This window comes from Thioclava sp. ISO4 (assembly GCF_058105145.1).
The window spans coordinates 2135210-2155086 of record NZ_CM176571.1 but is presented as its reverse complement, the minus strand read 5'-3'; the positions used below and the strand labels follow the sequence as shown (position 1 = coordinate 2155086).

Annotated in this window: 18 protein-coding genes and 1 pseudogene; 8 read left to right on the top strand and 11 right to left on the bottom strand. The window is 66.1% G+C overall.

From position 1 onward, the window contains the following. Positions 1–14: 14 nt before the first annotated feature. Complete coding sequence (locus AC2TZ7_RS10625) at positions 15–467, bottom strand: fumarylacetoacetate hydrolase family protein (protein WP_489864184.1); 453 nt, start codon at positions 465–467, stop codon at positions 15–17. A 581-nt stretch (positions 468–1048) separates the two neighbouring features. Between AC2TZ7_RS10625 and pcaD the strand changes: the two genes are divergently transcribed. Further along, the gene (gene pcaD / locus AC2TZ7_RS10620; protein WP_489864183.1) at positions 1049–1831 is read left to right on the top strand and encodes a 3-oxoadipate enol-lactonase; all 783 of its coding nucleotides are present in this window, start codon (positions 1049–1051) and stop codon (positions 1829–1831) included. A gap of 176 nt (positions 1832–2007) precedes the next feature. Here pcaD and pcaF read toward each other — a convergent pair whose 3' ends face one another. The 3 genes from pcaF to AC2TZ7_RS10605 are packed head-to-tail and all read right to left on the bottom strand — an operon-like array spanning position 2008 to position 4608. Then, the gene (gene pcaF / locus AC2TZ7_RS10615) at positions 2008–3213 is read right to left on the bottom strand and encodes a 3-oxoadipyl-CoA thiolase (protein WP_489864182.1); all 1206 of its coding nucleotides are present in this window, start codon (positions 3211–3213) and stop codon (positions 2008–2010) included. Further along, positions 3206–3889 (bottom strand): CoA transferase subunit B, encoded by a 684-nt coding sequence (locus AC2TZ7_RS10610; RefSeq protein WP_489864181.1) that lies wholly within the window; start codon positions 3887–3889, stop codon positions 3206–3208. Before AC2TZ7_RS10610 ends, pcaF begins: the two co-directional genes overlap by 8 nt. Continuing rightward, a complete protein-coding gene (locus AC2TZ7_RS10605) occupies positions 3886–4608 on the bottom strand; it encodes a 3-oxoacid CoA-transferase subunit A (RefSeq protein ID WP_489864180.1) in 723 nt (240 codons plus the stop codon). Before AC2TZ7_RS10605 ends, AC2TZ7_RS10610 begins: the two co-directional genes overlap by 4 nt. Positions 4609–4712: 104 nt before the next feature. Here AC2TZ7_RS10605 and AC2TZ7_RS10600 point away from each other — a divergent pair, with 104 nt between their 5' ends. Further along, positions 4713–5474 carry an IclR family transcriptional regulator domain-containing protein gene (locus AC2TZ7_RS10600; protein ID WP_489864179.1) on the top strand — a complete coding sequence of 254 codons (762 nt, stop codon included), beginning with the start codon at positions 4713–4715 and terminating at the stop codon, positions 5472–5474. Positions 5475–5477: 3 nt separating this feature from the next. Here AC2TZ7_RS10600 and AC2TZ7_RS10595 read toward each other — a convergent pair whose 3' ends face one another. The 3 genes from AC2TZ7_RS10595 to AC2TZ7_RS10585 form a co-directional block, all read right to left on the bottom strand. After that, positions 5478–6239, bottom strand: coding sequence for a DeoR/GlpR family DNA-binding transcription regulator (locus tag AC2TZ7_RS10595; RefSeq protein ID WP_489864178.1), 762 nt, complete (start codon positions 6237–6239; stop codon positions 5478–5480). Positions 6240–6335: 96 nt separating this feature from the next. Next, the gene (locus AC2TZ7_RS10590; protein ID WP_489864177.1) at positions 6336–6971 is read right to left on the bottom strand and encodes a DUF3047 domain-containing protein; all 636 of its coding nucleotides are present in this window, start codon (positions 6969–6971) and stop codon (positions 6336–6338) included. A gap of 156 nt (positions 6972–7127) precedes the next feature. After that, complete coding sequence (locus AC2TZ7_RS10585; protein WP_489864176.1) at positions 7128–8351, bottom strand: M20 family metallo-hydrolase; 1224 nt, start codon at positions 8349–8351, stop codon at positions 7128–7130. 102 nt (positions 8352–8453) lie between these two features. Here AC2TZ7_RS10585 and AC2TZ7_RS10580 point away from each other — a divergent pair, with 102 nt between their 5' ends. Next, the gene (locus AC2TZ7_RS10580; RefSeq protein WP_098410692.1) at positions 8454–9209 is read left to right on the top strand and encodes a FadR/GntR family transcriptional regulator; all 756 of its coding nucleotides are present in this window, start codon (positions 8454–8456) and stop codon (positions 9207–9209) included. Positions 9210–9249: 40 nt separating this feature from the next. Here the strand turns inward: AC2TZ7_RS10580 and AC2TZ7_RS10575 are convergent, their stop codons facing one another. Next, the gene (locus tag AC2TZ7_RS10575; protein WP_489864175.1) at positions 9250–9957 is read right to left on the bottom strand and encodes a DUF1028 domain-containing protein; all 708 of its coding nucleotides are present in this window, start codon (positions 9955–9957) and stop codon (positions 9250–9252) included. Between the two features lie 101 nt (positions 9958–10058). On the opposite strand from AC2TZ7_RS10575, the gene AC2TZ7_RS10570 reads away from it, so the two are divergent. The 4 genes from AC2TZ7_RS10570 (at position 10059) to AC2TZ7_RS10555 (ending at position 15515) form a co-directional block, all read left to right on the top strand. Beyond that, positions 10059–11648, top strand: a complete 1590-nt coding sequence (locus AC2TZ7_RS10570) for an ABC transporter substrate-binding protein (RefSeq protein WP_489864174.1) — start codon at positions 10059–10061, stop codon at positions 11646–11648. 77 nt (positions 11649–11725) lie between these two features. Further along, on the top strand, positions 11726–12673 hold the full coding sequence (locus tag AC2TZ7_RS10565) for an ABC transporter permease (protein WP_489864173.1): 948 nt from the start codon (positions 11726–11728) through the stop codon (positions 12671–12673). Further along, the gene (locus AC2TZ7_RS10560) at positions 12670–14556 is read left to right on the top strand and encodes a dipeptide/oligopeptide/nickel ABC transporter permease/ATP-binding protein (RefSeq protein WP_489864172.1); all 1887 of its coding nucleotides are present in this window, start codon (positions 12670–12672) and stop codon (positions 14554–14556) included. The genes AC2TZ7_RS10565 and AC2TZ7_RS10560 overlap by 4 nt, the downstream gene beginning before the upstream one ends. Then, on the top strand, positions 14553–15515 hold the full coding sequence (locus tag AC2TZ7_RS10555; RefSeq protein ID WP_489864171.1) for an ABC transporter ATP-binding protein: 963 nt from the start codon (positions 14553–14555) through the stop codon (positions 15513–15515). Before AC2TZ7_RS10560 ends, AC2TZ7_RS10555 begins: the two co-directional genes overlap by 4 nt. A gap of 149 nt (positions 15516–15664) precedes the next feature. Here the strand turns inward: AC2TZ7_RS10555 and lipA are convergent, their stop codons facing one another. Beyond that, the gene (gene lipA / locus AC2TZ7_RS10550) at positions 15665–16615 is read right to left on the bottom strand and encodes a lipoyl synthase (RefSeq protein ID WP_489864170.1); all 951 of its coding nucleotides are present in this window, start codon (positions 16613–16615) and stop codon (positions 15665–15667) included. A 264-nt stretch (positions 16616–16879) separates the two neighbouring features. On the opposite strand from lipA, the gene AC2TZ7_RS10545 reads away from it, so the two are divergent. After that, a complete protein-coding gene (locus tag AC2TZ7_RS10545; RefSeq protein WP_489864169.1) occupies positions 16880–17428 on the top strand; it encodes a peroxiredoxin in 549 nt (182 codons plus the stop codon). 54 nt (positions 17429–17482) lie between these two features. Here the strand turns inward: AC2TZ7_RS10545 and AC2TZ7_RS10540 are convergent, their stop codons facing one another. Beyond that, positions 17483–18376: a LysR substrate-binding domain-containing protein gene (locus AC2TZ7_RS10540; protein WP_489864168.1), complete on the bottom strand. Its 894-nt coding sequence runs from the start codon at positions 18374–18376 to the stop codon at positions 17483–17485. A gap of 291 nt (positions 18377–18667) precedes the next feature. Then, a pseudogene (locus AC2TZ7_RS10535) lies at positions 18668–19791 on the bottom strand (DUF6456 domain-containing protein). Positions 19792–19877: the final 86 nt, after the last annotated feature.

Here is a 19877-nt window from a genome sequence, read left to right as displayed (position 1 = left end):
TCCTTGGCTCGGGATCACTCGGTGAAACTCACCGTGATCGAGCCCATCTCGTAAAATCTCGCGGTGATGGAATCGCCGGGTCTGACGACCACGGCGGCGGTGATCGCGCCGGCCATCACGAAGCTGCCCGCGGGCAGAACCTCGCCCATGTCGTCCAGAACGCCGACCAGCATCGCGATCGCCTCGGCGGGGTGGCCCAGCACCTCGGCGCCCGCGCCGATCTGGGCGATCTCGCCGTTATGCTCCAACACGACACCCACGGTCCGCAGATCGAGCGCATCGGGGCGGATCATCCGCCCGCCCGGCACGTAGCGGGCCGAGCTGGAATTATCGGCCAGCACCGTTTCCAGATCGAACTTAAACCCGGTGAAGCGCGAGTCGATCACCTCCAGCGCGGGCTGGACGTAATCGGTGGCGGCCAGCACCTCGTCGCGCGTAACCTTGCCCGACAGTTCCTTGTTGGTCACGAAGGCGACACCGGCTACCTGATCTTCGATCCGGACTGGAAGACGCTGACCTGGGACGAGAGCAACTTCTTCAACGGCGGCGGCGTCTGGTTCGGCGGCGAGCTTCCGCAGGACTTCTTCGTCTATGGCACGCCCATCGTCGAGGCCGCGATGGCCGAGGCGGAGACCAAGGACGAAGTGGCCGAACCGGCCGAGTAATTCCTCTCCGCAGTTTCGGAGGCTGGCCATCCCCTCGGGGGTGGCCTTTTTGGTTTTGGGGATGGCGCCGACCTCAGGTCCCGTCCGGGGCGACCAGCCCCGGGCAGCGCCCGACCTCCCCCCGGGAGGGCGCTTTTGCGACGCCACTGCGCGCACCGATCACTCTCGGATCTTGCGAGATAAAGCGCGGACCACGACCGTCGTCACGCGCCCACCCGAGGTCGGGCGCCGCCCTCTGGCGCGGCCCGGGGCTGGTCGCCCCGCGCCAAGTAGCTCCCGGCGCCCCCACTTCAGGTATCACCCGGGTAATCCCCGATACCTCCGCGGTATGTTTTCCTTCCCCCACCTCGCGCGCTACAACCTCCTGCAAAGAGGAGGCTTTCATGCACGCACTGACCCATGACGGGGTGACGCTCCACATTCTCGACCAGGGCCCGCGCGACGGGCGCGTGGTGATGTTCGGCAATTCTCTGGGCAGCGATCTGCGGCTCTGGGAGACGCTGATCCCGCATCTGCCCGAGGGGCTGCGGCTGATCCGCTTCGACAAGCGCGGGCATGGGCTGTCCGACTGTCCGCCCGGCCCCTACAGCATCGAGGACCTCTCGGGCGATGCCGCCGCGATCTGCGATACGCTCGGGCTTCGGGACGTGACCTTTATCGGCCTCTCGATCGGCGGGCTGATCGGCCAGAGCCTCGCCGCGCGCCGTCCCGATCTTCTGCGCGCGCTGGTCCTGATGGACACCGCCGCCAAGATCGGCACGCCCGAGATGTGGAACGAGCGGATCGCCAATGTGCGCCGCGACGGCATCGCGAGCATCTCGGATGCGATCCTTGCACGCTGGTTCGCGCCCGGTTTCGCCGAAGCCCACCCTGCGGAGTTCACGCTTTGCCGCAACATGCTCGAACGTGGCCCCGACGAGGGCTATGCGGGCTGCTGCGCGGCGATTGCCGGAGCCGATCAGACCGAGGCGACGCGGGCGCTGACGCTGCCAGTGATGGCGATGACGGGTGCGGATGACGCCTCGACCCCGCCCGATCTGGTGCGCGCCACGGCGGAGCTGTGCGGCGCCGAGTTCCACGAGATCGCGAATGCGGGCCACCTGCCCTGTTACGAGCAGACCGAGGCTGTTGCGGCGCTGTTGAAGGATTTCTTGGACAGGACCTGAGCCAAGCAGGGCGCGCGCCGGTCCGTGGGATGGCGCGTGCCCCTTATCCGCTCAAGCGATTGATGCCTGCCACGCCCCTCCATCAGTGACGCGGCGTGCCCGGTTGCAGATGCGCCAGCCCGTCGGGACGGACCGGCGCGCGCCCTGCGCCTTCGGCGCGTAGCGGGCGCAGCTCTCTAGACCGCCTCCAGCGCCACGGCGATACCCTGACCCACGCCGATGCACATCGTGGCAAGCGCCCGTTGGCCCTTGCGGCGCACCAGCTCCAGCGCCGCCGTGCCGGTGATCCGCGCGCCCGACATGCCTAGCGGATGGCCAAGCGCAATCGCGCCGCCATTGGGGTTCACGCGGGCATCGTCATCCGCAATGCCAAGGTCGCGCAGCGTGGCCAGACCTTGGCTCGCAAAGGCCTCGTTGAGCTCGATCACGTCGAAGGCGTCCTGCGTCAGCCCCAGCCGCGCCATCAGCTTCTTGCTGGCAGGCGCGGGCCCGAAGCCCATGATCCGCGGCGGCACGCCCGCTGCGGCCCCGCCGGAGATCTTCACCAGCGGCGTCAGCCCGTGTTTGCGCACGGCGTCCTCGGAGGCGATGATCAGCGCCGCTGCGCCATCGTTCACGCCGGACGCGTTGCCCGCCGTGACCGTGCCGTCAGGCCGCACGATGGGGCGCAGTTTGGTCAGCGCGTCCAGCGTGGTGCCGGGGCGCGGGTGTTCGTCAGTGTCGACCACGACCGGCTCGCCCTTGCGCTGCGGGATCGTGACCGGCGTGATTTCCTCGGCCAGACGGCCCGCTTCCATCGCCTTGGCCGCAGCTTCCTGCGAGCGCAGCGCGAACGCGTCCTGATCTGCGCGGCTCACGCCGAAATCGTCGGCCACGTTCTCCGCCGTCTCGGGCATCGAGTCGACGCCATGAGCCTCTTTCATCAGCTTGTTCACGAAGCGCCAGCCGATCGTCGTGTCGTAGACCGCATTGGCGCGGCTATAGGCGGCCTCGGCCTTGGGCATCACGAAGGGCGCGCGCGACATGCTCTCGACACCGCCCGCGATCATCAGATCGGCCTCGCCGGCCTTGATCGCGCGGGCGGCGGTGACGATGGCATCCATCCCCGAACCGCAGAGCCGGTTGATCGTGGTCCCCGGCACGTTCACCGGCAGACCCGCGAGCAGCGCCGACATGCGCGCCACGTTGCGGTTGTCCTCGCCCGCCTGATTGGCGCAGCCGTAGATCACGTCCTCGACCGCCTCCCAATCGACGCCCGTGTTGCGCGCCATCAGGGCTCTCAAAGGGATCGCCCCCAGATCGTCGGCCCGGACGGGCGCCAGCGCACCGCCGAAACGGCCGATCGGGGTTCGGATATAGTCGCAGATATAAGCGTCACGCATCGGCCAACTCCTCGGGACAGATCAGGTCACCCACCGCGCCCTCGATATGCAGGGTCGCACCGGTGATGGATTGCAGCTCCTCCATCGAAATCGCGGGGAGCTTTTCGCGCAGGACGAAGCGGCCATCCACCACATCCACCACGGCGAGCGAGGTATAGACGCGGGTCACGCAGCCCACACCGGTCAACGGGAAGGTGCAGCTCTCGACCAGCTTCGGCTGGCCCTTCTTGGTGACGTGATCGGTGATGACGGCCACGCGCTTCGCGCCATGCACGAGGTCCATCGCCCCGCCCACGGCGGGCACGCCCTTCGGCCCGGTCGACCAGTTCGCCAGATCGCCCGTTTCGGCCACCTGATAGGCGCCTAGGATCGCCACGTCGAGATGCCCGCCGCGCACCATCGCGAAGCTGTCGGCATGGTGGAAGAAGGCGGTGCCGGGCTTCAGCGTGATCGCCTTTTTCCCGGCATTGATCAGGTCCCAGTCCTCCTGACCGGGCTCGGGCGCGCGGCCAAAGCCGAGCACGCCGTTTTCCGTGTGGAAGATCGCCTCGCGGCCTTCGGGCTGGAAGCGCGCGACCATCTCGGGAAAGCCGATCCCGAGGTTCACATAGGCGCCATCCTCGATGTCCTGCGCGGCGCGCCAGGCGATCTGTGCATTGCTCAGTTTCTGGGTCATGGGTGATGGGCTCCGGCGCGGTTCAACTCTTCTTCCTGGGCGGGATTGGCGACCTCGACGATCGCATCCACGAAGATGCCCGGGGTGACGATGACTTCCGGGTCGATCTCGCCCGGCTCCACCGCTTTCGTGACCTGCACGACGACCCTTGAAGCCGCCGTCGCCATCAGGGGCGAGAAGTTGCGCGCGGCCATCCGGTAGGTGAGATTGCCAAGCGCGTCGCCCTGCTCGGCCTTGATCAGCGCGTGATCGGCCTTGAGCCAGCGCTCCATCACGTAGTCGCGGCCATCGAATTCCTGCACCGGCTTACCCTCGGCCAGATCGGTGCCAACGGAAGTCGGCGTAAAGAAGCCCGGAATGCCCGCGCCGCCTGCACGGATACGTTCGGCCAGCGTGCCTTGGGGCACCAGTTCCAGCTCGATCTCGCCCGCAAGGTAGCGTTCGGTAAACACCGTCGGGTCGGCCGAGCGCGGGAACGAGCAGATCATCTTCTTGACCATACCCTGCTCGATCATCGCGGCGATGCCGACATGGCCGTTGCCCGCGTTGTTGTTGATCACGGTCAGCCCCTTGGGCGATCCGGTTTCGAGAAAGCGGTCGATCAGGGCGTGGATCAGTTCGATCGGGGCCCCCGAGCCGCCAAAGCCGCCGATCATCACCGTGGCGCCGTCTTGAATATCGGCCACGGCCTCGGTCAGCGAGGAAAGTCTCTTGTCCATTTGCGGTCCTCCTGAGGCCTCGGATTTAGACCTGAGTGGGACGGCTTTCCACGGATTTCGTGCGCATCTTGACATTTGTTCGCATCGCGAGAAAACCTGTTCGCATGTTGAACAAACCGACCGATTTCATCGCCTCTTTCGCGAAAGGCCTGCGCGTCATCGAATGTTTCGGGGCGGAGACGCCGCGGCTCTCGATTGCCGAGGTGGCGCAGGCGACGGGCTTCGACCGGGCCACCGCGCGGCGCTGCCTACTGACGCTGAACGCGGAGGGCTATGCGGAATACGACGGCAAGTTCTTCACGCTGACGCCGAAGGTCTTGCGGCTCGGGATGGGGGCGCTGGCCTCGCTGCCGCTGCCGCAGATCGTGCAGCCGTGGCTCGACCAGCTGACCGACCGGATCGGGCAAAGCTGCTCGGTCTCGATTCTCGACGGGACCGAGATCGTCTATCTTGCGCGGGCGGCCCAACGCCGGGTGATGTCGATCGGGCTGATGCCGGGCTCACGGCTGCCCACGCATTGCACCTCGATGGGGCGCGTGCTGCTGGCCGCCCTGCCCCCGGAGGAAGCCCGCGCGGCGGTGGAGGCCTCGGATCTGACGCCACGCACGGCCTATAGCCTGACCGATCCGGGCGAGATCCTCGCGCGCATAGATCAGGTGCGCCGCGACGGCTATGCGGTGATCGATCAGGAGGTGGAGATCGGGCTGCGCTCCATCGCGGTGCCGCTTTACGATATGCATGGCCGGGTCGTGGCCGCGCTCAATACCGGGATGGCGGCGAGCGCCGATCCGGCGGAGACGCTGATCGAGACCTATCTGCCGGAACTCACGCGGGTGCAGACCGGGCTGCGGCGGGTGCTGCGCTGAGCCTCACTCCGCGACCGTAATCTCGGTATCCCATTGCGCGCAAAGCGCCATGAGCGCGTCCGGCAAGGGCTTGTCGATGAAAACCCGGTCGATATCGGAGAGCGAGGCGAGCCGCACCGGCGCGGAGCGTTCCAGCTTCGACGCGTCGGTCACCAGAAAGCTCTGCCGAGCCTGCCGCAAGATCCGGCGGCTCACGCGCACTTCGGCCAGATCGTAATCGAGCATGTCGCCGTCGGAATCGAGCGCCGACGTCCCGATCACCGCGAAATCGGCTTTGAACTCGCCCATGAAATCCGCCGTCAGGTCGCCCACCAGCCCGCCATCCGAGCGGCGCAGGTTGCCGCCCGCCACGAGAATATCGCAGCTCTCATTGGCCATCAGGATATTGGCGACATTGATGTTATTCGTGACCACGGTGATGTTGCGATGATGCAGAAGCTCGCGCGCCACCGCCTCTGTCGTTGTGCCAAGCGTCAGCACGATCGAACTGTTGTCGGGGATCGCCTGCGCACAGGCCCGCCCGATCGCCGCCTTCGCCGCCTCGTTCATCCGGCGACGCTCTTCATAGGCGAAATTCACCACGCCGGTGCGGATCACCGCCCCGCCATGCACACGTTCCAGATGCCCCGCCTCGGACAGCTCTGTCAGGTCACGCCGGATCGTCTGGACCGAGACATTGAAGCGTTCGGCCAAGGCCTCGACCACGACGCGGCCCTCGTCGCGCGCGATTTCGAGAATTTCGGACTGTCGGAAATTGAGCGCCATCCTGCCCCCCTTTTGGGCCTTGCTGCCACAGGTTACCGACAAAGTCATGTCTTGGCAGTGTTTTTGTGTGAAATCACCGGGGACGGTGTGGCGCGGTCAGTTCAGGCTCAGCCCCTCGATCCGGGCGCGGATCGCGCTGTCGGTGTCGTCGCTGTCTCCTGACAGAGCCAGCCCCACAAGCTGCGTCGGCTGCCCCCCGAAAGCGCGCTGGTAGTCGCGCGCCAGATCAACGCTCTCGGAATGCGATCCAGTGCCCGCCGGGCGCAGCACCACCGTTTTGCCGCGCGCGCCCAGATAGGGCGAGGGCAGCAGCGCCCCGCGCCCATGTGCGCCACCCCAGACATACATCAGCACGCGCGCTTCCTTCACCGCGAGGAGCTTGCGGATGCTGGCCCCTTCATTGGCGCGGGCGACGGCCTCGGGCATGAAGACGAAATAGAGCGACAGATCGCGATCGTCCCCGCCCTTGCGGTCGAGCGGCGTCGGCGGGACGCTCTGGCTGACCGACCATTGCCACGCGGCCTTGCGCGTGCCCCAATCGGCGCGCGGTAACGCCCGCCAGATCAGCGACACCGAGCCGTCCGAGCGCATCTCCACGCCATCGCGGGACTGCTGCCAGTCGTTTGAGGAAAACAACGAAAACCGCTGCTCAGCCCAACCGCCGAAGATCGAGGCCGCGGCGAGGCCCGGCATCGCCCCCGACAGGATCAGCCCCAAGATCAAACCACGCATCATTCCTCCTCCGGTCGCCATCAGCTCCCATGACCTACGAAGCGGCGCGTTGCTGCGGATCACTCGCGTCAACGAGGTTCTGCGCCGCTTTGCCAGTCAGCCAGAGACTCGGCGGCGATGTCAAAGACCCCCAATCGCCACTTTGGCAACCCCGTCTCAGGGCACGTAGCGCTCGAGGAATTCCGCGAGCGCCGAGACCGCGGCGCCCATATCCGCCCCATTCGCCTCTTCTGCCGGATTATGGCTGACCCCACCCTTGCAGCGGACGAAGAGCATCGCAATCGGGCACAGATCGGCCATCGCGGAAGCGTCATGCGTCGCCCCGGAGGGAAGCTCGATCGCGGGGGCGCCGGTGGCGGCTTCGACAGCCGCTGCGAGCCGCGCACGGAGATCGGGGTCGCAGGCCTGCGCAGGTTGGGAATAGGTCTTTTCGATCTCGATTTCGGTGAGCGTTTCGACTGCGATGCCGGTGCAAAGCCCGCCGAGCGCCGCACCGACAGCATCGCGCGCCGCGTCTTCGGCGGCACGGATCTCGATCGTCAGATCGACCCGCGCTGGGATTGCATTGACCACATTGGGCGAGACTGTCAGCTGACCGACGGTCGCGCGAATGCCTGCCGCGCGGGCGCGATCATGCACGCCGCGCACGAGATCCGAGGCTGCCAGCAGCGCGTCATGGCGCATCTCCATCGGCACCGTGCCCGCGTGCCCCGCCTCGCCGGTGATCGTGACGCGATGCCGCTCGATCCCGGAAATCGCCGTGACGACGCCGAGCGGCGCATCGGCGGCTTCCAGCACCGGACCCTGCTCGATATGCAGCTCCAGATAGCCCGCGATCTCATCCGGGTTTCGGGCGAGCATGGTGGCCTTTTTCGGATCGCCCCCGAAGGCCCGCAAGGCCTCCCCGAGGCGTTCGCCTGCCCTGTCGGTCATCTCGAAGACCTTCGGATCGAGCGTGCCCGCCAGCGCACGCGGACCGATCAGCGCGGTGGGGAAGCGCACGCCTTCCTCGTCGGCGAAGGCCAGAACCTCGACAGCGAAGGGCAGCTCCTGCGCGCCAAGGGCTTCGAGGGCGAGACAACCCAGAGCCACGCCCATGATCCCGTCGAACGCCCCGCCCTCGCGCACCGAGTCCTGATGCGAACCGATCAGCAGCGTGGGCGCACCGGGCGGTCCCTCGCGCCGCCCGATCAGCGTCCCCGCCGCATCGAGCGACACGGAACAGCCCGCGCGTCGCATCCACTCCGATATAAGGTCCAGCGCCGCCTCGTGCTCCGGACCGAAGGGCAAACGCGTCACCCCCGGCCCCGGCTCGGACGCCTTGGCGATCGCGCTCAGACGTTCGCTCGCCATCGCGCCCCAGTCCTCATTCGCAGTCATTCGGATCGACCCCGTCTATTTATAATGATAAATAGGTATCTACTCTTTCACCCGGTTTTGGTCTAGGAGAAACTCTCCAGGAATTTCCCTCGCAGAGGTCAGATGCGCCCGAAACCCTCCACCGAACCCAGACGCAGCCGACCGGCGCGCGTCGCCGATCAGATCAAGGACTGGGTGGTCGCGCAGCGCCTGAAGAAGGGGGACCGCCTTCCGGGCGAGAGCGAGATGATCGCCCGCTTCGGCATGGCGAAAGGCACGATCCGCGAGGCGATGCGGCTGCTGGAGGCGCAGGGGCTGGTCACGACACGCACCGGCCCGGGCGGCGGGTCCTTCGTGGGCGAGGTCAGCGAGGAGCGCGCCCGGGCGCTGTTGGGAAACTACTTCTATTTCAAGGACCTGACGGTCGCCGACATCTACCAGATCCGCCGCGCGCTGGAGCCCGAAGTGGCTGCGAGCCTTGCCGGAAAGCTCTCGGAGGCGGATCTCGCCGAGCTGGAGGCGCTGGTCTCGCAATATGCCGCCCCCGCCGCGACGCCCGAGGAAGAGCGCGAACAACATGTGGATTCCCTGAAATTCCATGCGGTGCTGGCGCGGCATTCCGACAATGCGCTGCTGGCCTTTCTGATCCGCTTCATGGCGCAGATCCTGTCGGACCTGACGGTCTATCGCAAACTCTACGCGCCCCATAACCGCGAGCTGTGGGAGAGCGGGCGCAACCACCAGATCGCCCTGATCGCCGCGCTGCGCGAGGGCCGTGCCGAGGATGCCCGCACGATCATGGCGGATCACATGGCCACCGCCCAGCGCTTCATGGAGGCGCAGGAGGCCGAGGTGATGAAACGCTTCATCGCCGAATGACTACCGTCACACTTCGTTGGAAAGAGAGGGCGTGCCCAGGCTACTCCGTCCCGGTCTCGGGCAGCGGGAGCGCTTCGGGTTCCACCAGATCGGGCGCGCGATAGGGATCGTCGAGGGTCGGCACGACGCGGGTCCAGCCGTAATAGGGCTCGGCCCGGGCGGCGGCGAGCAGGTCGGCCAGATCCTCGAGCGGTTTGGCGGAGCGGTCGATGCGCAAGGTGAGCGGCGTGGCAGCACGCGAGGCCACCAGCAGCGCCGCCGAGAGAAGCCCACGGCTGTCGCCCCCCGCCTGCGCGCCCGCCACCAGCGCCGCCATCAGCCGGTCGGGCATCGGGCCCTGTGTGGACAGGTAGGTGTCGCGCACCGCCTCGATCACCGACCAATCGGCGAGCATATTGCCCGAAACCACGACGCCCGGCCCTTCCAGCGCACCGCAGACCGGCACCGACATCTCGCCGGTGAAATGGCCCGTGCGCCCGCGCAGGTCGATGGCGGCGAGTTGCCGGTGGGCGCGTCCGGTATCGGGGCCTGTCACCTCGGCCACGGCATCGGGCGCGGACATACCCGCCTTCATCTTCGCCAGCACATCTTCGCCCCAAAGCGTGGAGGGCGCGGTGCCCTGACTGGCCGACAATCCCGATTCGGCCCCGCCGCGCAGCACCCAGCCGCCGACGCAGAGGCTGCCGGTCATGGCCGCCCCGCCAAAGACGCCTGTTTTTTCGTCATATGCCAGAATTGATACCGTCACGGCGGAACTCCGTTAATCTACGCTCTTGCATTTATCATGATAATTTGCCCTCATGCAATCATCACCAATAAAAATCAGCCATGCTGAACAGGAGAGGTAAAATGACGAAACTCACCCTTACGCGGCGCGGACTTCTGATCTCGGGCGTGGCTGCGGGCGTCCTGATGGGAACCGGTCTGCCCTCGATGGCGGCGACCCCGCCCGGCGTTCTGGTCGTCGGCCAGATCGCGGAGCCCAAGGCGCTCGACCCGGCGGCGGTCACCGCCGTCAACGACTTCCGCATCCTGATGAATCTCTATGACGGGCTGGTCCGCTACAAATCCGGCACGCTCGAAGTCGAACCGGCCCTTGCCGAGAGCTGGGACATCTCGGATGACGGCAAGACCTACACCTTCCACCTGCGTCAGGGCGTGAAGTTCCATGACGGGTCCGCTTTCGACGCCGAGGCCGTGAAGTTCAACTTCGAGCGGATGCTCGACGAGAACCACCCCTATCACCACACCGGCCCCTTCCCGCTCGCCTTCTTCTTCTCGAGCGTGGACACGATCGACGCGAAAGACCCGCAAACCGTGGTCTTCACGCTGAAAGAGCCCTATGCGCCCTTCCTGTCGAACCTCGCCTATCCGACGGGGCTGATCGTCTCGCCGACGGCGGTGAAGAAATTCGACAAGGATTTCGGCCGCAACCCGGTCGGCACCGGCCCCTTCACCTTCAAGGAATGGCGCGCGAACGAGGCCGTCGTGGTCGAGGGCAACCCGGATTACTGGGACACGCCCACCTCGCTCAAGGCGGTGATCTTCCGCCCGATCACCGACGCCAATACCCGCGTGGCCGAGATGCTCGCGGGCGGGATCGACCTGATGGTCGAGGTGCCGCCCGTGGCGCTCAAGGAGTTCCAGAACGACAAGTATCACCTTGTCGAGCAAGCGGGTCCGCATCTGTGGTTCCTGATCCTCGATTGCGCCAAGGGGCCGTTCAAGGACAAGCGCGCCCGTCAGGCCGCGAACTACGCGATCAACAAGAAAGCGATCGTCAACGATGTGCTCGAAGGCACGGCCACCGTGGCCAACGGCCCGACGCCTGCCGCCTTCGCCTGGGCGCATGACGATAGCCTCGACCCCTATCCCTACGACCCGGAGAAAGCCAAGGCGCTGCTGAAGGAGGCCGGCGTGGCCGAGGGCACGGAAGTGACTTTCTACGTCACCGATGGCGGCTCGGGGATGCTCGACCCGGTGGCGATGGGCACGGCCATTCAGGCCGATCTGAAAGCGGTGGGGCTGAACGCCAAGATCGAGACCTTCGAGTGGAACACCTTCCTTGGCAAGGTGAACCCGGGCCTGGATGCGAACGGCCAGCATGTCGACATGGCCGAGATGGCGTGGATGACGAACGATCCCGACACCCTGCCCTATCTCGCGCTGCGCACCGATGCCTGGCCCGACAAGGGCGGCTTCAACTCGGGCTATTACTCGAACCCCGAGGTCGACAAGCTGCTGGAAGAGGCGCGCACCGCGACCGATCAGTCCAAGCGCGCCGAGCTCTACAAGAAGATGCAGCAGATCGTGCATGACGACGCGCCCTGGGTCTTCGTGGCGAACTGGAAGCAGAACGCGGTGACGAACGACAAAGTGTCGGACTTCACGCTGCAGCCCTCGTTCTTCCTGCTCCTCAAGGACGTGACGAAGGCCTGATCCTTCCGGGTGCGCGGGCCGCGACTGGCCCGCGCACTCTTTTTTTCATCATTTGCGCGTCACCCAAAGGGAGACCAATGGGAAGCTATATCCTCAAACGGCTCTTGCTGGCGGTGCCGGTGATCCTCGGGATCACGGTGATCGTCTTTCTGATCATGGCGATGATCCCGGGCGACCCGGCAACCGCTATCCTGGGAAGCTATGCCACACCCGAAAACGTGGCGAAGCTGAACCGCGATCTCGGCCTCGATCAGCCCTTGGTGGCGCGCTATTTTATCTGGCTGTGGAACATGCTCCACGGCGATTTCGGCCAGAGCTTCTCGCTCAACCGCCCCGTGATCGACGAGGTGCTGGAGCGGTTCAACAACACGCTGATCCTTGCGGGCACCTCCTTCGTTCTCTGCACGGTGTTCGGCATTCTCGCAGGCGTGGTCTCGGCCGCGCGTCAATATGGCTTCGCCGACAAGGCGATCACCTTCGTGGTGCTGCTGGGCATCTCGATCCCGTCCTTCTTCCTCGGGATGATGATGATCCTGATCTTCGCGGTGGACCTGCAATGGCTGCCGGTTTCCGGGATGTATGCGATCTATGGCGGCGGCGACCTGCCCGACCTGCTCCATCACCTGACGATGCCCGCGCTGGCTTTGGCGGTGGTGGCGACCGGCGTTGTGGCGCGGCTGTCGCGCTCGGCCATGCTGGAAGTGCTGCGGCAGGATTTCATCCGCACGGCCCGCGCCAAGGGTGTGAAAGAGGGCCGCGTGATCTGGGGCCATGCGCTGCGCGCGGCAATGGTCTCGATCATCCCTGTGCTCGGCATTCAGGCGGGCTTCGTGCTGTCGGGCGCGGTCTATATCGAGATCGTGTTCCAGTGGCCCGGCATCGGGCGGATGCTGGTCGATGCGATCTTGCAGCGTGACATCCTGCTCGTCCAAGGCGGCGTCGTCTTCGTCGCGGCCTGCTACGTCATTTTCAACATCATCGTCGATGTCGCCCAGAGCCTTCTCGACCCGAGGATCAAGACATGAGCGCGTTCTTCAAACTTCTCGCGCGCAACCGGCTGGCGCTGGGTGGGCTGATCGTGATGGGGCTGGTGGTTCTGCTGGCGCTGATTACGCCGCTGCTGCCGCTCGTCGATCCGGATGCGACGAATACCGCGAACCGCTTCCTGCCGCCGTTCTCCGATGGCGCGCTGCTGGGCACCGATGCGCTGGGGCGCGATCTGCTCTCGCGGCTTCTGTGGGGTACGCGGCTGTCGCTCGCCGTGGGCTTTGCCGCCGCTCTCTTCGCGGCTGTCGCGGGCGCGGCAGTCGGCATCATCGCGGGCTTCTATGGCGGGCGGACGGACAACATCATCATGCGCGCCGTCGATATGCTGATGGCCTTCCCCTATATCCTTCTGGCGCTGGCGATCGTCGCCGCTCTCGGCCCCGGTCTCGTGAATGCGCTGATCGCGGTGTCGGTGGTCAACATCCCGTTCTTCGCGCGCAACATTCGCGGCATCACCGTGGGGCTTGCCAATAAGGAATTCGTGGATGCGGCGAAGCTTGCGGGCATGTCCAATGCGCGCATCATCACCTCGGAAATCCTGCCGAATGTGGTGCCCGTCATCGTGATCGCGATGTCCACCACGATCGGCTGGATGATCCTCGAGACGGCGGGCCTGAGCTTCCTCGGCCTCGGCTCGCAGCCGCCGCAGGCCGATCTCGGGAGCATGCTGGGCGAGGCGCGCTCGGCACTGATCACCAACCCGCATACCTCGGTCATCCCCGGCATCATGATCCTGATCATCGTGATGAGCATCAACCTGCTGGGCGACGGGGTGCGCGACGCGCTCGACCCGCGGCTGAAATCGGGCGCGCTGAGCCGTCCGATGGCCGCGACCCGCGTGGACCGCAAACACACCCCCGCGCCGGAAGTCGCGACTGACGGCATTCTCAGCCTCGAGAACCTGCGCACCGAATTCCACGTCAAGGACCGCATCTACAAGGCGGTGTCCGGTGTCTCGCTCTCGGTCAAACCCGGCGAATGTCTCGGCGTGATCGGCGAGTCCGGCTCGGGCAAATCGGTCACGGCACTGTCGGTCATGGGGCTCGTCGCCTCCCCGCCCGGCGTCATTACCGGCGGGGCCGCGCGACTTGAGGGCCGCGACATGATCGGCGCGCGCTATGGCGATCTGAGAACCCTGCGCGGGCGCCGCGTCGCCTATATCTTCCAGGACCCGCTGGCGACGCTGCACCCGCTCTACAAGGTCGGCGATCAGCTGGTGGAGGCGATCTCCAGCCATCGCTCGATCTCGAAATCCGAAGGTCGTGCAAAGGCCATCGAGTTGCTGAAATCCGTTCGCATCCCCAACGCAGAGGAGCGCGTGGACAGCTACCCGCACGAGATGTCGGGGGGCATGCGTCAGCGCGTCGGCATTGCGATGGCGCTGGCCAACGATCCCGACGTGATCATCGCGGACGAGCCGACCACGGCGCTCGACGTGACGGTGCAGGCGCAGATCCTCTCGCTGCTCGACGATCTGCGGCGCGAGCGCGGGCTCGCCATCATCTTCATCACCCATGATTTCGGCGTGGTGGCGCAGCTGTGCGACCGCGTGGCGGTGATGTATGCGGGCCGGATCGTCGAGGAAGGCCCGACGATGGAGATCCTGCGCGCCCCCGCCCATCCCTACACCGCGCGGCTGATCGCCTGCGTGCCCGAACTGGGCGCGGGCAAGCGCAAGCTGGAGGCGATCCCCGGCCTGCCGCCCTCGGTCGATGCGCTGCCCGCAGGCTGCGCCTTCGCCGATCGCTGCCTGAAGGCGCAACCGGATTGCCAGCAAAGCGAGATCGCGCTTGAACGGGCCGGTGCCCGCGCGGTGCGCTGCCTGCATCCCGAAACCACCCTGGCGGAGGAAACCGCATGAGCATCGCCCTGCAAGTCACCGGTCTGTCGAAGACATTCCCCTTCGGCAAGAAGCTCTTCGGCGGCACCACAGGGGCCGTGCAAGCCGTCCATCCGATAACGCTGGAAGTGCAGACCGGCGAGACTCTCGGCGTCGTCGGGGAGTCGGGCTGCGGCAAGTCCACGCTTGCACGAATGCTGGTGGGGCTGCTCCCCGCAACGACAGGCACGATTGAAATCGAGGGGTCGGCGCTCGACAACGCCGACCCGGCCGAGTTCGGCAAGCGCATCCAATATGTGTTTCAGGACCCGATCTCTTCGCTGAACCCGCGCAAGACGATCCGCCAGATCATGGATGCGCCCTTGAAACTGCTACACGGGATGGACCGCAAGGCGCGCGAGAAGCGCATCCTCGAGATTTTCGACAGCGTGAACCTGCGCGCCGATTTCCTCGACCGCTACCCGCATGAGTTCTCGGGTGGTCAGGCGCAGCGCATCGGCATCGCGCGGGCGCTGGCGGCGCAGGCGCGCATCCTGATCCTCGATGAACCCGTCTCGGCGCTCGATGTGTCGGTGCAGGCGCAGGTGCTGAACCTGCTGGCCGATCTGAAGCGCGAATTCGGCCTGACTTACCTGTTCATCAGCCATGATCTCGCGGTGGTCGAGGCGGTCTCCGACCGGATCGCGGTGCTCTATTTCGGCTCGGTGGTCGAGGAAGGCCGCGCCGAGGAAATCTTCGCCCATCCGCGCCACCCCTACACGAAACTTCTGGCGGAAAGCGCGCCGGTCGTGGGCCGTGCGCTGTCCGACCCCGAAGACGGGCACGCGGAATTGCCGAACCCGCTCGACCCGCCGAAGGGCTGCGCCTTTGCGATGCGGTGCCCCTACGCGACCGATAAATGCCGGAACGCGGCTCCCGCGCTAGAGCAGATCGGCGACGATCAACGGGTCGCCTGCTTCCATCCTCTGCCCGCGCGCTAAGGCACAGAGCCGGAGCGCAGCAGCCGCGTGCGTCTCGCTATCTCACGCGGCGTGGCACCGGCGGGAATGGCGCGCTCGCGTCTCATCGCTCCAGAAATGAAAAACCCGGCCGCTGAGGGCCGGGCTCATTCAGATCGCTTGGGGCGCGCTCAGCTCAGGCCGAGCTTCGCCAGCCGGTTCTCGCGGAGCCGCGCAAAGTCGTCGCCCGCGTGATAGCTCGAGCGGGTCAGCGGCGTCGCCGACACCATCAGGAAGCCCTTGCCGTAAGCCGCCTTCTCATAGTCGCGGAACTCTTCCGGTGTCACGAAACGCATCACCGCGTGGTGCTTCGGCGTCGGCTGCAGATATTGCCCGATGGTCAGGAAATCGACATCGGCGGAGCGCATGTCATCCATCACCTGACGGACCTGCGGCGCCTCTTCACCCAGACCCACCATGATGCCCGATTTGGTGAACATCGACGGGTCCAGCTCTTTCACGCGCTGCAGCAGGCGCAGCGAGTGGAAGTAGCGCGCGCCGGGGCGCACGCCGGGATAGAGGCCCGGCACGGTTTCGAGATTGTGGTTGAAGACATCGGGGCGCGCCTCGACGACCTTCTCCAGCGCGGCGGGCTCGCATTTCAGGAAGTCCGGCGTCAGAATCTCGATCGTGGTGTCGGGCGAGCGGTGACGGATCGCGCGGATCGTCTGGGCGAAATGCTCCGCCCCGCCATCGTCCAGATCGTCGCGGTCGACCGAGGTGATCACGACGTGGTTCAGGCCCAGCGTCTCGACCGCATGTGCGACGCGGCCCGGCTCGAACACGTCGAGCGCGTCGGGGCGGCCGGTGGCCACGTTGCAGAAGGAACAGCCACGGGTACAGATCTCGCCCATGATCATCATGGTGGCGTGACCTTGGCTCCAGCATTCGCCGACATTCGGGCAGCCTGCCTCTTCGCAGACGGTGACCAGCTTGTTGGTCTTCAGAATGTCGCGCGTCTTCTTGTAGCCTTCCGAGACCGGCGCTTTCACGCGGATCCAATCGGGTTTCTTGGGCTGGGCGTTGTCGGCGCGATGCGCCTTTTCGGGGTGGCGTTCACCGGGCATCTTGAGATCGCGCATGATCCATCCTTTCGGAGTGCGGTTGATGGTCACATAAGCCGATTGCGCCCCGGATGCAAATGCGCAACCCCGAAGGCAGCCTTGCACATCGCGCGCGGCTGACCCGAGCGGAAGCGACGCTCAGGCCACCATCAAGACAAAGACTGCAAAGTCGCACGGGCGGATGCTGCATCTGCAAAGTCAGCGATTGTGACCGAAAGGGACATCCGCTAGTCAGGACATTCTCCAAACCGCAACCTCCCCAACCGATAAAGGAGACCTCCCATGCTTCCCGGTTCGAAACTGCCCGAAGTGACCTTCCACACCCGCGTGCGCGACGACAGCATCGAGGGGCCGAACCCCTTCCGCTGGGAGGACAAGACCACCGCGGATTACTTCGCGGGCAAGCGCGTGGTGCTGTTTGCGCTGCCCGGCGCCTTCACCCCCACCTGCTCGACCTACCAGCTACCCGGCTTCGAGAAAGGCTTCGACGATTTCGCCGCGCAGGGCGTCGACGAGATCTACTGCCTGTCGGTCAACGACGCCTTCGTGATGAACCAGTGGGCCAAGGCGCAGGGCCTCGAGAACGTCAAGGTGATCCCCGACGGTTCGGGCGAGTTCACCCGCCGCGTCGGCATGCTGGTGCGCAAGGACAATCTGGGCTTCGGTCTGCGCTCGTGGCGCTATGCGGCCGTCGTCAATGACGGCGTGATCGAGGCCTGGTTCGAGGAGCCGGGCCTTGAAGACAACCATGGCGCGGATCCCTATGGCGTGTCCTCGCCCGAGACCGTCATGAACTGGCTGGTCAACGCCAAGGCCGAAGCGGCGGCGTGACCCTATGCCGGCCCGTTATCGGGCCGGCTTACGAGGGACCGGGGCGCGCGGCGATCAGAAGCGTCTGCGCGCCTGCGCGACCAGCCCCTCGCCCGCTTTTTGCAAGACCTGCGTGAGCGGGTCGAACCACGCCTCGGCATCGGAAACTTCGCGGGCGCGGACCAGCCTTACGGTCCGTGCCGGCTCCTCATCGAACCGACTGAGCGCGAGCGTCGGAAAAGCGCGGGTTTCCTGTAGGCTTGCGATCTCGGGCACCAGCGTCAGCCCCATCGCCTGCCCGGCCAGCGCGCAAAGCGTGGTCAGCGAGGACGCCCCCAGATCGATGCGCTGCGCCGCCCGCGTCAGCCCGCACAGAGCCAGCGCCTGATCGGCGAGGCAATGTCCTTCGTCGAGCAACAAGAGCTGATCCGGGTCGATCGCCTGCGGGCTGAGGCCGCGCACCATGGTCAGCTGATCCGGCGTCCCGGCCAGCAGGAAGCGATCCTCGAACAGCGGTGTCTCGAACAGTTCCGGCGCGGGCGTCGCGATGATCGCGGCATCGAGGCGCCCCTCGGCGATCTCGGCCAGCAGCGACTCGGTCGTGGCCTCGCGCAGCCGCAGCCCCCCTTGCGCGCGCAGCCCCGCCAGAGACGCAGGCAGCAGATAGGGCGCAATGGTCGGGATCACGCCGAGATTGACCTGCCCCAGCCCGCGCCGCGCCTCGGACTGCAGATCGCGCAACTCGCCCGCGACCCGCTCGGCGGTCTCCAGCACCCGCCGCCCCGCCCGCGTCAGCCGCACATCGCGCGGGCGGCGCTCGACCAGCGGCTGCCCCACCTGCTCCTCCAGCTCACGGATTTGCACCGAGAGCGCGGGCTGGCTGACATGGACGATCTCAGCGGCGCGCGAGAAAGAGCGTGCCTGACCGAGCGCCCGCAGATAGGTGAGTTGGCGAAGTGTGATGTTCATAATTTTCGATTATCGCCACACGGACAAATTTACAACTTCGCGTTATATCATTTTCGCATGGGTCGCTCATACCAAGAAGGAATCCGTAAGGGTGCACGCCAAGGTCGGCAGGACACGGAGCAGCGAAAAAAGGAAAGGGCGCGAGGAAAGCTCACGCCCTTTCTTGCGTTTTATCAGAGTCTTGCAAAGCAAAGCTAAGGTGCCGCCTTAACTTTTACGGACTGTTAGGCATTGAGGATTTGGCCGCGTGAGAGCGTCCGGGTCGCTCTTGCAGAACGCCCGGACCGCCACTCACCCAATCATCGGACTGGCCCCGCCATAGGTGTCGTCGTAATGCCGCTTGAGACGTTGCAGCGCGATGCGCAGGACGATCTTGCCCGAGCGCGCCGACCAGCCGAGCCGCTTCTCCGCCGTCTCCAGCCCTTCGAGGAAGCAGCAGCAGCGCAGCGCCATGTCACCCAGTCCCGGCCCCAGATCGCGCAGCGCCAGCGCCACCCGCTCGCGCGCGGTGTCGGAGCCGCCACCCATCGCCAGCTCGGGGCGATACTGCCCGCGCCCGCCACCGCCGGTCAGGAACCGCTCCCAGTTCTGCCCCACGCGCGGGCCCATCTGCGCCAGTTCGAAATCCTCGCGCAGACGCTCCCCTGCGGCGACGAGATCGGCGCCGAGGAACGGCCGGCCCTGTTTGTCACGCCGCCGCGCCAGCACCGCGAGTGGGCTTTCGGCCAGATTGGCGCGCACCCGACGCTGATGCCCGTCCTCGTCGGCACGCGTCTCGTGGACGAACTCGCCATGTTGCGCGGCGAAGGGATTGGCGGCGGTCTCGCCGCGTGACGCGGCCTCTTCCTCCAGCACCCGTTTCAGCGCCGCGCGCCCCGCCTGCGTGATCTCGTAGCTGGTGACGCGCCCCGCATGGGCGACCTCGATCCAGTCCTTGAGCGCGAAAGCCTGCGCCACCGCGCGCTCCAGCACGGCCGTGCGCACCGTGCCGCGCAGCACCACGCCTTGTCCATCTCGCGCCCCACGATCAGGAGCGCGCCCGGCTCGGACAGGCGGCGCAGGATGCGGCGCGTCTCGCGGCGCAGCTGGTCTTCATCGGCGGGCGTCTCAGAGGGGCGGAAAGCAGCGGTCATGGGCGTGTCCTTTTGGAGCACGGTCGTCATCGGAGCCTCGGGATAATTGGCGGCGCCCGGCCCGGCCGCGCGGCCAAGACGTTCGAGCGCCTCATCGAACAGCGGATCGTCCCGCCGCGCCTCGATCCGGCGCACGCGGCGCAGGATCGTCGAGGCCGCGCACCCTTCCGCCCGTGCCAATGCCCGTATCGGAACGCCTTCTTCGACATGGCGCAGATAGAGTCGGGCATGTTCGGGCAGCCAGGCGGGAAGCTCCGCCGGGGCCGGTGCGATCGAAGTCATATTGTCCCCCAGATTGCGCCGCGAAACGCGCGACGAGTCCGTCCGGTAACAACCGTGAGTTGCTTTGGTTACCCGTTCGTTAATAA